Here is a 13,361-nt window from a genome sequence, read left to right on the forward strand (position 1 = left end):
AAGATGCCTGATGCTTGTGTTGGTTGTCCTTATCGCGGTTTTTGTGGCCTGGAGCTGGCTGAGTTACCCGGCCATCGGCTATTGGCTCTATGACCTGAATATGGCCCTGGAAGCCAAGCTGTATCGGCTGCACAAAATCGTCGTACCCATCACGGAAATGACCGTCTCGACCTGGCAAGGCGGGCCCTATGAAGCGTCCAGCAGTGTGCTGATGCTGCACGGTTACAGCGCCGACAAGAACATCTGGCTGCGCTTCGCCCGGCATTTTGTCGGCAACTATCGAGTGATCATCCCGGACATCGCCGGTCACGGCGAAACCGGCTTCAAGGCCGGTGGCGGCTATGACATCCCGCTGCAGGCCAAGCGGATGATCCAGCTGCTGGACGTTTGCGGGGTCGAGAAAGTCCATGTGATCGGCAATTCGATGGGCGGCTACATCGCCGCGTGGCTGGCGGCGACGTACCCGGACCGGATTGCCTCCGTCGCCCTGATCGACCCGGCTGGCGTCACCGCCCCCGAGGCCAGCGACCTGGAGCGACATCTGGCCAAGGGGCACAACCCGTTTCTGATCAACTCGCGGGAAGAATTCCAGCGCTTCTACGCCATGACCATGGCCGAGCCACCGTGGGTGCCGGGCGTGGTGCTGGACGCCATCGCCCAGCGTTATGAACAGAGTCGTGATGAGCTGGAAGAAATCTTCAACGACTTCCGCGCCAGCCCGCCGATGGAGCCCAAACTCCCAGACATCAAGTGCCCGGCGCTGCTGCTGTGGGGGCGCAAGGACCGTCTGATCGATGTCAGCAGCGTGGCGGTCTGGAGTAAAGGCATTGCTGATTTGCGCGTGGACATCTGGGACCACATTGGCCATATGCCGATGGTCGAACAACCGGCCAATACGGCACGGTTGTATCGGGAGTTCCTCGGATCGCTGCGTTCGGAGAGCCGTTCGCACCTATAGTCGCCAATCAATCCTGCAGGACCGCCGCCCGCTCGCTCCTACAGGGTTTGTGGGCAGCCAATAGTGCGAAGCAGTCCTTGGCAGAATGAAGTCCGTAAGATTCTTCGTTTGTCGGCGTTGCAGAAGGCTGCGATCTTTTCCCCCATCCTTCACGTCACCGCGCCAGGAATTTTTTTCATGAGCCACCCAAGCTTCGTCAGCCCTGACCTGATCCGCCAACGCTTCTCCAAAGCGATGTCCGACATGTACCGCGAAGAAGTGCCGCTGTACGGCGCGCTGATGAAGCTGGTGGAGCAGACCAACCGTCACGTGCTCGACAGCGATCCGCAGGTGGCCCGCCAGCTGAACAGCACCGGCGAAATCGAGCGGCTGGACCTGGAGCGTCACGGCGCAATCCGCGTCGGCACCGCTGGCGAACTGGCCACCCTCGCCCGATTGTTCGCGGTCATGGGCATGCAACCCGTGGGCTATTACGACCTGACCCCGGCCGGCGTGCCGGTGCACTCCACCGCGTTCCGCGCCGTGCATGAAACCGCCCTGCAAGTCAGCCCGTTCCGGGTGTTCACCTCACTGTTGCGCCTGGAACTGATCGAAGACCTGGAGCTGCGAGCCTTCGCTCAATCGGTGCTGGATAAACGCCAGATCTTCACCCCGACAGCCCTTGCCCTGATCGACCGCGCCGAAACCGCAGGCGGTCTGAACGAACAAGAGGCGCAGGACTTCGTCGAACAGGCGCTTGAAACCTTCCGCTGGCACCACAGCGCCACGGTCACCGCCGAGCAGTACCAGAAACTCAGCGCACAGCATCGCCTGATTGCCGATGTGGTCGCGTTCAAAGGCCCGCACATCAATCACCTGACGCCGCGTACCCTGGACATCGACATCGTCCAGGCGCAAATGCCCGCCCACGGCATCACGCCCAAAGCCGTGATCGAAGGCCCGCCCCGCCGTCAGTGCCCGATCCTGTTGCGCCAGACCAGTTTCAAGGCGCTCGACGAGCCGATTGCCTTCACCGATCAAGCCGGGACACGTGGCAGCCACAGCGCACGCTTCGGTGAAATCGAACAGCGCGGCGCGGCGCTCACCCCGAAAGGCCGGGCACTTTACGACCGCCTGCTCAACGCAGCCCGTGATGAGTTGCAGGACTTCCCCAACGAGGCCAATGCCGCACGCTACAACGCGCTGATGACGCAGCACTTTGCAGAATTCCCTGACACGTATGAAGGCATGCGCCAACAGGAACTGGCGTACTTTCGTTATTTCGTCACGGAAAAAGGCCTGGAGGCGGATGAGCTGAAATCGTTGTCGCTAGACGATTTGCTCAGCGGCGGGTACTTGCGGGTCGAACCGTTGGTGTATGAAGATTTTCTGCCGGTCAGTGCGGCGGGGATTTTCCAGTCGAACCTGGGGGATGCGGCGCAGGTGAATTATGGCGTGCATTCGAACCAGCAGGCCTTTGAACAGGCGCTGGGGCGGCCGACCATTGATGAATTGGGCTTGTATGCCGAGACGCAGCGGCGTTCGATCGAGCAGTGTTTTGAGACTTCGAGATTGTCGCGTCTGATTTGACTCCACGAACTGCCAGCCGATTGCAATGTGTGGCGAGGGAGCTTGCTCCCGCTTGAGTGCGCAGCACTCACAAAATCTCCGTCATACGGAGAATTTTTGGGGCCGCTTCGCAGCCCAGCGCGAGCAAGCTCGCTCGCCACATAGAATCTTCAATCCGCTGAGATTCCGTGTTTAGCGGAGTTTTGCCAACAGCGCCTCAGCGGCAGCCTCGGACGACGCCGGGTTTTGCCCAGTGATCAGCAGGCCATCGGTGAGCACATAACTTGCCCAATCCGCGCCCTTGGAATACTCACCGCCCTTCTCTTTCAGCATGTCCTCCACCAGAAACGGCACGACCTTCGTCAGTTGCACCGCCTCTTCCTCAGTGTTGGTGAACCCCGTCACCCGCTTGCCTTTGACCAACGGCTGGCCATCCGCACCCTTGACGTGACGCAGCACACCCGGTGCGTGGCAAACGGCCGCGACCGGTTTATCCGCCTTGATAAACGCTTCGATCAGCGCGATCGAGTTCTTGTCTTCGGTCAGGTCCCACAACGGCCCATGACCGCCCGGGTAGAAAACCGCATCGTAATCTTGAGCTCTCGCGCTGCTCAGAAGCGCGGTAGACGCCAATGCAGATTGGGCTGCGGAGTCTTTGCGAAAGCGATCAGTGGCAGCAGTTTGTGCATCTGGCTCGTCGCTTTTCGGGTCCAACGGCGGCTGGCCACCCTTGGGCGAAACCAGGGTCAGCTGTGCACCGGCATCCTTGAAGGCGAAGTACGGCGCGGCGAATTCCTCCAGCCAGAAGCCGGTTTTCTTACCCGTGTTGCCCAATTGATCGTGGGACGTTAAAACCATCAGGATTTTCATGTCGTTCTCACTCCACTTCCAGGTTGTTCGGACGCTCGACGGCGCTGTTTTTATGGACCACTCAGCCCATCGATTCGTTGCACCGAGTTCCAGACACCTTCACGTGATGGCGCAAAGCCTTGCTGTGCAAGAAGTTGCGCACTGCTCGCACCAAACACGCTTGCAGGATCGCTGATCGCCCGGCCTGCCAGGCTCTCCGGCCAAGTGCGCAAGTTCTTGCGCAGTGCTGCGCAAGAACTTGCGCACATTCATGCGGCGCTCCTTGCAAAAACCTTCCAGGCACTTTAAAAAAAGCCTCAACACCTTGATTTGTATAGCCTTAACCGTTTCTGGCACGGACCTTGATAACAGTCAGGCACCCACCGGGCGATACCGCCTCCCGGGCACCCTCACTATATTCAGCAAGGAGCACATCCATGGCTACTCCAGCGTACATGTCCGTCACTGGCGAAAAACAAGGTCTGATCACCGCCGGCGCATTCACCGCCGACTCGGTTGGCAACACTTATCAAGAAGGTCACGAAGACCAGGTCATGGTTCAGGCTTTCAGCCACGACGTGATCATCCCGCGTGACCCACAGTCCGGCCAGCCAACCGGTCAGCGCGTTCACAAGCCAGTCGTGATCACCAAGGTCTACGACAAGGCTTCGCCACTGCTGCAAGCTGCTCTGACCTCCGGCGAGCGCATGAGCGAAATCGTTATCCAGTGGTACCGCACTTCGGCTCAAGGTACCCAAGAGCACTATTACACCACCAAACTGGAAGACGCGATCATCGTCGCCATCAACAACAAAATGCACAACTGCCAGGATCCGTCGAACTCGCACTTCACTCACCTGGAAGAAGTGCAATTCACCTACCGCAAAATCACCTGGACCCACGAAGTATCCGGTACTTCGGGTTCCGATGACTGGCGTATGCCGGTCGCCTAAGTCAGGCTGACCGTCACAAGCATCGGCCAGCTCTGCTGGTCGATGTTGTTTCCGCCCTTCCAGAATTTCGCGTCCGTTGACCCGGTTTCCGGGTGTCAGCGCATGCCGCAGCACTGCACGAGGAACAAGGGATGTTCGCGCCGGCCAATCAAACTCACTTTGCCCTGACCATCGAAGGTCTTTCCAGCGACTTCCAGGTCTTTTCCCTGCAAGGTCGGGAAGCCATCAGCCAGCCTTTTGTGTTTGAGGTGGAGCTGGTCAGTGAACAGCCGTCCCTGGACCTCGAGACCCTGCTGCACAAACCGGCCTTTTTGCAGCTCTCGCCTGACGGCAGCGGCATCCATGGCCTGATCTATCGCGCCGCCCAGGGTGATTCCGGCAAACGCCTGACCCGCTACGCGGTGACCCTGCGCCCGCAACTGTCCTACCTCGCGCACCGCATCAACCAACGCATCTTCCAGAACCTCAGCGTGCCGAAAATCATCGGCATGGTCCTTGAAGAACACGGCATCCAAAGCAACGCCTATGAATTCAAGGTCGGGGCAATTTATCCCGAGCGCATTTACTGCGTTCAGTACGATGAATCGGACCTGCAGTTCATCCAGCGCCTGTGCGAGGAAGAAGGTATCCACTACCACTTCCAGCACAGCGCCACAGCCCACAAACTGGTGTTCGGCGATGACCAGACGGTGTTCCCGAAACTCGCACCCGTGGCCTACCAGCAAGACTCCGGCATGGTCGCCAACAACCCGGTAATCAAGCGCTTCGACCTGCGCCTGGAAACCCGCACCAGCCGCACCACCCGCCGCGACTACGACTTTGAAAAGCCGCGCCTCACCCTCGAAAGCGAAAACCGCGGCGACGCCCTGCCCGACCTCGAAGACTACGACTACCCCGGTCGCTTCATCGACCGCGATCGCGGCAAACACCTGGCCAAGCGCAACCTGGAACGCCACCGCAGCGACTTCCAACTTGCCGAAGGCAAAAGCGATCAGCCGTTGCTGGTCAGCGGCCATTTCCTGGCCCTGACCCAACACCCGAAAGCCAAATGGAACGACCTTTGGCTGCTGACCGAAGTCCTGCACGAAGGCAAACAGCCGCAAGTGCTGGAAGAGTCGGTGACCAGCGACACCACCCGCCTCAAGGGCGATTTCCACCAGGGTTACCGCAACCGCTTCCAGGCCACCCCGTGGGACGTGCCGAACCGCCCGCCGCTGACACAAAAGAAACCGCGCATCCTCGGCAGCCAAAGCGCCGTGGTCACCGGGCCCAAGGGTGAAGAGATCCACTGCGACCAGTATGGCCGCGTCAAAGTGCAATTCCACTGGGACCGCGAAGGCCAGGCCGACGACAAGACCAGCTGCTGGCTGCGCGTCTCCTCCGCCTGGGCCGGCGCCCACTACGGCGGCATCGCCATCCCGCGGATCGGCATGGAAGTGCTCGTCACCTTCCTCGAAGGCGACCCCGACCAACCGCTGATCAGCGGCTGCCTGTACCACAAGGAAAACGTCGTCCCCTACCCGCTGCCGGCGAACAAAACCCGCAGCACTTTCAAAACCCTGAGCTCCAAGGGCGGTGGCGGCTTCAACGAACTGCGCATCGAAGACAAAAAAGGCCAGGAACAAATCTTCCTCCACGCCCAGCGCGACTGGGACGAAAACGTCGAACACGACCAGAAAATCCGCGTCGGCAACGAACGCCACGACACCGTCGAGCAAAACAGCTACAGCGAATTCAAGGCCGAAGAACACCACACCGTCTACGCCGACCGCAAAGTCGAAGCCCGGGCGAACGACCACCTGACCGTGGGCGTGAACCAGCACATCAAGATTGGTACCGGGCAATTCATCGACGCGGGCCAGGAGATTCACCTGAGCAGCGGCATGAAAGTCGTGTTGGAAGCGGGCAGTGAGTTGACGCTGATCGGGGGTGGCAGCTTTATCAAGATCGATGCTGGCGGCGTGACCATTAGCGGGCCGGTGATCAACATGAACTCCGGGGGTGGGCCGGGAAGCGGGACGGGGGCTGCGCCGTTGTTGCCGGGGGTGTTGAAGCAGGCGGATGCGGATAAGGCTGGGGCGGTTTTGACACCGGCGCAGATCAATACGTTGAAGCGGAATGCGCCGTTTTGTGAAGAGTGCGAGAAGTGTAAGGCAGGTGCTTGTGCGATCTGATCTGTTGACGCCACAAGCGTGGCTTGCTGAAAAACCGTTGCAAGCAGACGAACGCCTGTACCTGATCGTCAGCGCCGCCAACGATGCTGAAGCGCTCAAGACGCTTTATCAAAATGAACCCATGACCCAAGCGACCCCGATCTGGGGCGGAACGCCCTACGCGGGCTGGCAACAGGTCATGCCCTACCTCGTCGAGTTGAAACCCACCTCCGGTTTTCTGCAGTGGATTGCCGAAACGGATGCGCGGGACTGGGGTTGGCTGGCGGTTTCATCCAGCACGCCTGAGGTGGTGTTCGAACACCTTCGCAGTTTGACCCAGGTGCGTATGCCCGATGGGACCGAGGTGTTTTTCCGGTTTTGGGATGGGCGGCATATCTTGCCGATTCTTGAAGGATTGGGTGATGCGGCGGGTGAAGTGCTGCCGGTGTTTGATCGGTATTTGATTAATGGGAAGCGTCTGGAGGTTGGGCCGCGGGTTGTGCCGCCAGCGAAGGATTGGCCGTGGTGGGAAGTGCCCAAGACGTTGCTCGATGGCTTGGCCAAGAAAAACCCGTCAACCCTGATTGGCAACTTGATGCAATGGCTGGAAGAGGAACGTCCAGACATCTACGCCGCTTACCCTGAGAGCAACCTGAAGCTGAAAATCGCACGTTTCGTGGGTCGCCCGGATGCTCCGCAAAACCTGAATGAAGTACTGTTAAACCACCTGATTCTGGAGCAAGGCTGATGGATCGCGTTGCCTACGTTGACAACCAACTGAGTACGTTCAAGGACAGTCTGAAGCTGTATCAGGAACAAACCAAAACCTGGTACGCGAAGGTCGCCGATAAAGGCAGCCGCGCAACAGACCTACCCTCCCTGCTCGGCATGGAACGAGTGATAAAGGTTGCCGGCACCAGTAAATCGGTCAGCATGACCGACGGTGACTTCTCCTCTAACGTGGCTCAGTGTCCCCTCAAAGGCCCGCTGCTGATCGAAAGCAAATTCGAATCGGTCTATGACATTCCGCTGGGCGATATCGAAGTCGAAATCGTCGCGGTAGAAGGCGGCGCGATCAGCAAGGTCAAACTGGATGCTCAAGGCAAAGCGGCCTGGACAGGTGGTGTGCCCGGCAAGTTCTACAAGATCCGCGTTCACAATGAAGTGACATCGGCGCAGATTGATACGTTGTTCAGCTCCTATGGCGGTCTCACCGCGGACCTGGAAGGCTTCCTGCGCAAGGAGTGGGCCGGTTTCAAACCGCAATGGTCCAACGTATCCGCCTCAGGCACCGCCATGGCCGTCGGCAATGGCATTCTTGAGGGTGGTTGGGAAGCGATCAAAGGCGTCTGGGACGGCATCAGTCTGGTGCTCGACATCCTGCAAGACCCGAGCAAGTTTGCGAAGGATCTCGGGGCTGGCACCCAGAAACTTATCGATCTGGCCAAACAAGCGCCCGACGTCATGAAAAAGGCCATGTTGCTGGCCAGCGACGAGGCCGCCCTGTTCCTGATGGTACGTAGCGCCGTTATCTGGCTCGCGGGCCTGCCACCGATGAAGATGGCCGGCGACGTCGCGAAAATGACCACGGCGGCGGTTGTCGGCATCGCCATCGATATCGTCATTTCGATTGTACTGACCATTGCGGCTGAAGGTACTGGCGTCATCTACCTTGCTGCACGGTTGAAGAAGTACGGCGAAATCATCATCAAGGCGGTCACCGGTTTTGTGGAGTCGGTGTTCAAGATCATCAAAGGCTTCATGGAATACGTCACGAAGTACACGGCTGTTGCGGCGCGTGGTGTGACGGCGCAGATGAAGAAGGGTTTGGCGCAGTTGCGTTTTGACGGGAAGAAAAACGCCAAACTGGGCAAAGGGAAGACCGGCGATGACGTTTCCAGACAGGCGACGACACCTGCCGACAAAAGTGCTGAGCCCGCCGCTAAAACCTGTACAGACAAGTGCCCCGTTTCGATGGTCACCGGCGAAGAGCTGTTGACGCTGAGTGATGGCCAGCTCGACGGTTTGTTGCCCTTTGAGTGGACGCGCCTGTACCGAACCAGTGCCGTGGAAATCGATTGTGGTCTGGGTTACGGCTGGAGCCATGCGCTGGCCCACCGTATCGAAATCAACGGTGACGAGGTCATCTGGACTGACCACGAAAACCGGGCCACGCCATTTCCGTTGCCGAGCCAGCAACGCCCCGCCATCACCAACAGCCTGTCCCGGGCTGCGATTTTTATCGGTGACGACCCATCGGAACTGGTACTGGCGCAGGCGGGCAACCGTCCTTCGTTCTACCACTTCCGCTTCAACAGCAAAGGCGCAACCCTGATCGCCATCAGCGACAGCTATGGCAACCGCTTGCATATCACCCGTGACATTCACGGCCGGATCAAACGCCTCGATAACGGTGCCGGTCGCGCCCTGCTCTTGCGTTATGACCGTAAGCACATCGTTGCCGTCGACTATCAGCAGTTCCTTCCGGCAGACAATCTGGAAGACGCCTGGAACACCGTCCAGACGTTGGTTACGTACAGCTATGACGCCCAGCATCGCCTGATCGAAGCGAAGAACGCTGCCGGCGAAGCCGAGCACTATCGCTACGACGATCAACACGTGATTCTTGAGCGGGAACTGGCAGGCGGCGCCAGTTTCTTCTGGGAATGGGAGAGCGAAGGCAAGTTGGCTCGCTGCATCCATCACTGGGCGAGTTTCTCGCAGATGGAAGCGCATTACGCCTGGGACGATAAAGGTAGCGTGACCGTTACCAACGCCGATGGCAGCGAAGAGGTCTACACCCACGACGATAAAGCGCGATTGATCAGCAAGGTTGACCCCGACGGAGCTGAACACCTCAAGGCCTATGACGAAAAAGGCCAATTGATCGCGGAAAAAGACCCACTGGGTGCCGTGACCGAATACCGGTATGACGAAGACGGCCTGATGACGGCTGTCATTCCCCCAGAAGATGAACCTGTTACTTACGAATACAGCAATGGATTCGTTAGCGATGTTCATCGCGGCAAAGCCACGTGGAAGTATCAACGCAACAACCAGGGCGACATCACTCAACAGATTGACCCGGATGGCAACGCCACCCTCTATAGCTACGATCGCCAGGGCCGTCTGCTGGAAATCCGCCACCCCGATGGCAGCCGCCATCAACTGGGTTGGAATAACCTCGGTCAACTGCTGGAAGAAAGCCTGCCCGACGGCGGCCAGCGCAAATACCGCTACGACGCCTTGGGCCGGCAGATCACCCGTCAGGAAGAAACCGGTGCGATCACCCACTACCAATGGGACGCCGCCAATCGCCTCGCACAGATCACCCTGCCCGGTGGCGCAACCCGGGCGTTTGCCTACAACGCCTACGGCAAAGTCACCGCCGAGCGTGACGAACTGGGTCGCATCACCCGCTACGAATACGCCGATGGCCTGCACCTGGTCAGCCGCCGCCTCAACCCGGATGGCAGCCAGCTGCGCTACCGCTACGACAACTCGCGCCTGTTGCTGACCGAGATCGAAAACGAGCGTGGCGAGCATTACCACCTCGACTACTACCCTAACGGCCTGATCCAGCAGGAAACCGGTTTCGACGGTCGCCGCACCACCTACGAGTACGACCTCAACGGCCAGTTGCTGAAGAAAACCGAATTCGGTGACGACGGCAGCGAACTGATTACCGAGTACCAGCGCGATGCCGCCGGCCGCTTGCTGGTAAAAACCCTGGCCGATGGCGAAGAAATTCACTACAGCTACGACGCGTTCGGGCGCCTCGTAAACGTCGACGACGGCCACTGGCCGCTCGCCTACGAATACGACCTGCAAGATCGTCTGATCACCGAGCACCAAGGCTGGGGCACGCTGCGCTACGAGTACGACAAACTCGGTCAACTCAGCCACTGCCGCCTCCCCGATGGCAGCAAACTAGATTATCGCCACCAATCCGGCGGCCGACTGAACAGCATCGACCTCAACGGCTCGCGCCTGACCACGCATCAATTCAGCGCCGGTCGCGAACTACAGCGCCAACAAGGCCTGTTGCTGAGCCAATACCAGTACGACGAACAAGGCCGGTTACAGGCCCACACCGTCAGCCAGCAGGAACGCAACCTGTTCCGCCGCCGCTACGCCTATGACGCCAATGGCAACCTCGCCGGCATCGACGACAGCCGTAAAGGCAATCGCAGCTACCACTACGATCCGCTCGATCGGCTGATCAACGTTCGCGGCAGCACCCCGGAAAGCTTCGCCCACGACCCGGCCGGTAACTTGCTGGGCCAAGGCGACCAAATCAGTGCGAACCTGGCCAACGTCAAAGGCAACCGTCTGCTGATGCAGGGCGACCGTCACTACGACTACGACGCCTACGGCAACCTCACCCGCGAACGTCGCGGCACCGGGCAAAAACTCGTCACCGAATACAACTACGACTGCCAGCACCGCTTGATCGGCGCCAGCCTGCCGGGTGGCAGCGTCGCAACCTACAAATACGACGCCTTCGGCCGCCGTATCGAAAAAACCGTCGATGGCAGCACCACCGAATTCCTGTGGCAAGGCGAACGCCTGATCGCGGAAAGTGCCAATGACCGATATCGCACTTACATCTATGAGCCGGGCAGCTTCCGGCCGCTGGCAATGCTCGACGGTGAAGGCCCGCTGAAGGCCACACCGTATTACTACCAACTCGACCACCTCGGTACACCGCAGGAACTGACCGACTACAGCGGTGAGATCATGTGGTCTGCCAAGTACCGCGCTTACGGGAACCTCGCAGCCCTCGACGTGGCTGAAATCGACAACCCGTTGCGCTTTCAGGGGCAGTACTTCGATGCGGAGACAGGCTTACATTACAACCGGCATCGCTACTACAATCCGGGGACCGGGCGGTATCTGACGCCGGATCCGATCAAGCTTGCGGGTGGGTTGAATAACTACCAGTACGTGCCTAACCCTACGGGGTGGGTGGATCCGTTGGGGTTGGTAACTACAAAACCTCAATGCCCTGGAAATACCAAGACAAAAGTACCGATTAACCATAAACCAAATGGGGATTTGGACTGGAATGGAGTCGATAAAAAAGGACTAACTCGAGCAGACCACGTACGTCGACATGGCGCGGACGACCCCACCAGACCGGTACCTCATGGTGTCTTTACAGAGGAACCAATAAAAGCGACGGAAAATGCGTGGGCGATAGCCAAGCGCGATGGTATAACCCCATACGTCGAACAACCTGGTAACGGAAACTGGATCTACGATGTCCCATACCCAAATGCAGGATTTAAAGGTGGACTCCCAGGCGCAGCGGACGGTCATCCGGTATTGAACTCAATTAGAATTGTAGTTAAACCAAACACAAATAACGTTGTTACCGCATTCCCGATGTGAGGATCATATGGAAAAAATATTCTATGCTGCAGATGCATATGTGAGCACATACGGTCAAGGCGCAGACTTGATAATTATAAAATCGCCAGAAGGCACTATATACGGAGCCGCCTGCGAGTTTGATATATGCACAAAAGACATAACTAAAGTCTCTATTCAACAAGGTGAGACTTTTGATGCTAGTGATAAAAAATTTGAAGAAGCTGAATGGCTTGAATATACAGATGACATAGGAACCACTCCCGCCGGATGGGAAGACATCGTAAACGCAGGTCTATCGGATTTTGTATCCGGATACCAACTAGAAAGTGAAGTTGTAATTCACAGATTCAAAAAATAAAAAAAATTGACAAAAAGGGGACAGATTTATTTCCACTAGAGAAAATAAATCTGTCCCCTTTTTCAACAGGGTCTGTTGCTCAGCCAATACCAATACGATGAACAAGGCCGCCTGCAAGCTCATAGCGTCAACCAGCAGGATCGCAACCTGTTCCAGCGTCGCTACGCTTACGATGCCAACGGTAACCTCGCCGGCATCGATGACAGCCGAAAAGGCAATCGTAGCTATCATTACGACCCGCTCGACCGGCTGATCAACGTTCGTGGCACCACGCCGGAAAGTTTCGCCCATGACCCGGCAGGCAACCTGCTCGGCCAAGGTGATCAGCAGGCTGCAAGCCTGGCCAACGTCAAAGGTAACCGCCTGCTGATGCAGGGTGATCGACATTACGACTACGACGCCTATGGCAATTTGAGCCGTGAGCGCCGCGGCACCGGGCAAAAGCTCGTCACCGAATACCGCTACGACTGCCAACACCGCCTCATCGGTGTCAGCCTCCCCAGCGGCAGCATCGCAAGCTACAAGTACGACGCCTTCGGCCGCCGTATCGCCAAAACCGTCGACAGCCAAACCACAGAGTTCCTGTGGCAAGGCGAACGCCTCATCGCCGAAAGCGCCAACAACCGCTATCGCAGCTACATCTACGAGCCGGGCTCCTTCCGGCCCTTGGCGATGCTCGATGGCGAAGGCCCGCTCAAAGCCGAGCCGTTCTACTACCAACTCGACCACCTCGGTACCCCACAAGAACTCACCGACTACAGCGGCGAGATCATGTGGTCGGCGAAATACCGCGCCTACGGCAACCTCGCCACCCTTGATGTGGCGGAAATTGATAACCCGCTGCGCTTCCAAGGCCAGTACTTCGATGCTGAGACGGGCTTACATTACAACCGGCATCGCTACTACAATCCTGGCACCGGGCGGTATCTGACGCCAGATCCAATCAAGCTAGCGGGTGGATTGAACAACTACAGATATGTACCCAATCCAACAGGTTGGGTCGATCCTTTAGGTTTGGAAACAATACCAGTAGTCTGTCCCGGCGGCCCAAACTGTACTCCTAAAACAAAGTCCTTAGAGGAATTGGTTCCCGGCGGTAGCATTCCAAGTGTCAAAGATGGCGCATTTAATAAGTGGTTCAATGAGTTGACTCCAGACGAATTTGA

The 13,361-nt window shown here is 58.0% G+C and carries 8 protein-coding genes and 1 pseudogene; 8 read left to right on the top strand and 1 reads right to left on the bottom strand.

The window, feature by feature from the left end; all coding sequences use genetic code 11:
• Positions 1-10: 10 nt before the first annotated feature.
• Positions 11-958: an alpha/beta fold hydrolase gene (locus JIO00_RS18135; protein ID WP_010455571.1), complete on the top strand. Its 948-nt coding sequence runs from the start codon at positions 11-13 to the stop codon at positions 956-958.
• 177 nt (positions 959-1,135) lie between these two features.
• Entirely contained in the window at positions 1,136-2,527 is a 1,392-nt protein-coding gene (gene hglS / locus JIO00_RS18140) for a 2-oxoadipate dioxygenase/decarboxylase HglS (RefSeq protein WP_145308224.1), read from the top strand.
• A gap of 171 nt (positions 2,528-2,698) precedes the next feature.
• Here hglS and JIO00_RS18145 read toward each other — a convergent pair whose 3' ends face one another.
• The gene (locus JIO00_RS18145) at positions 2,699-3,376 is read right to left on the bottom strand and encodes a type 1 glutamine amidotransferase domain-containing protein (protein ID WP_145308222.1); all 678 of its coding nucleotides are present in this window, start codon (positions 3,374-3,376) and stop codon (positions 2,699-2,701) included.
• A 416-nt stretch (positions 3,377-3,792) separates the two neighbouring features.
• On the opposite strand from JIO00_RS18145, the gene JIO00_RS18150 reads away from it, so the two are divergent.
• The 6 genes and pseudogenes from JIO00_RS18150 to JIO00_RS18175 all read left to right on the top strand — a co-directional run.
• Positions 3,793-4,308, top strand: coding sequence for an Hcp family type VI secretion system effector (locus JIO00_RS18150; RefSeq protein WP_010455578.1), 516 nt, complete (start codon positions 3,793-3,795; stop codon positions 4,306-4,308).
• Positions 4,309-4,439: 131 nt separating this feature from the next.
• A complete protein-coding gene (tssI, locus tag JIO00_RS18155; protein ID WP_200666522.1) occupies positions 4,440-6,482 on the top strand; it encodes a type VI secretion system Vgr family protein in 2,043 nt (680 codons plus the stop codon).
• Positions 6,472-7,209 carry a DUF4123 domain-containing protein gene (locus tag JIO00_RS18160; protein WP_200666524.1) on the top strand — a complete coding sequence of 246 codons (738 nt, stop codon included), beginning with the start codon at positions 6,472-6,474 and terminating at the stop codon, positions 7,207-7,209. Before tssI ends, JIO00_RS18160 begins: the two co-directional genes overlap by 11 nt.
• Positions 7,209-11,855, top strand: a complete 4,647-nt coding sequence (locus tag JIO00_RS18165; RefSeq protein ID WP_010455583.1) for an RHS repeat-associated core domain-containing protein — start codon at positions 7,209-7,211, stop codon at positions 11,853-11,855. Before JIO00_RS18160 ends, JIO00_RS18165 begins: the two co-directional genes overlap by 1 nt.
• Before the next feature lie 7 nt (positions 11,856-11,862).
• Entirely contained in the window at positions 11,863-12,195 is a 333-nt protein-coding gene (locus tag JIO00_RS18170; protein ID WP_010455584.1) for a hypothetical protein, read from the top strand.
• 63 nt (positions 12,196-12,258) lie between these two features.
• Positions 12,259-13,236: pseudogene (locus JIO00_RS18175) on the top strand (RHS repeat domain-containing protein); the annotation flags it as partial.
• Between the last annotated feature and the right edge of the window lie 125 nt (positions 13,237-13,361).

The organism is Pseudomonas sp. SW-3 (assembly GCF_016615645.1).
GTDB classification, from domain to species: domain Bacteria; phylum Pseudomonadota; class Gammaproteobacteria; order Pseudomonadales; family Pseudomonadaceae; genus Aquipseudomonas; species Aquipseudomonas mandelii.

What these genes read in the sequence shown, in the direction of transcription:
- JIO00_RS18135 (WP_010455571.1), top strand. Translation starts at nt 11, where the DNA reads ATGCTTGTGTTGGTTGTCCTTATCGCGGTTTTTGTGGCCTGGAGCTGG.
- hglS (WP_145308224.1), top strand. Translation starts at nt 1,136, where the DNA reads ATGAGCCACCCAAGCTTCGTCAGCCCTGACCTGATCCGCCAACGCTTC.
- JIO00_RS18145 (WP_145308222.1), bottom strand. Translation starts at nt 3,376, where the DNA reads ATGAAAATCCTGATGGTTTTAACGTCCCACGATCAATTGGGCAACACG.
- JIO00_RS18150 (WP_010455578.1), top strand. Translation starts at nt 3,793, where the DNA reads ATGGCTACTCCAGCGTACATGTCCGTCACTGGCGAAAAACAAGGTCTG.
- tssI (WP_200666522.1), top strand. Translation starts at nt 4,440, where the DNA reads ATGTTCGCGCCGGCCAATCAAACTCACTTTGCCCTGACCATCGAAGGT.
- JIO00_RS18165 (WP_010455583.1), top strand. Translation starts at nt 7,209, where the DNA reads ATGGATCGCGTTGCCTACGTTGACAACCAACTGAGTACGTTCAAGGAC.
- JIO00_RS18170 (WP_010455584.1), top strand. Translation starts at nt 11,863, where the DNA reads ATGGAAAAAATATTCTATGCTGCAGATGCATATGTGAGCACATACGGT.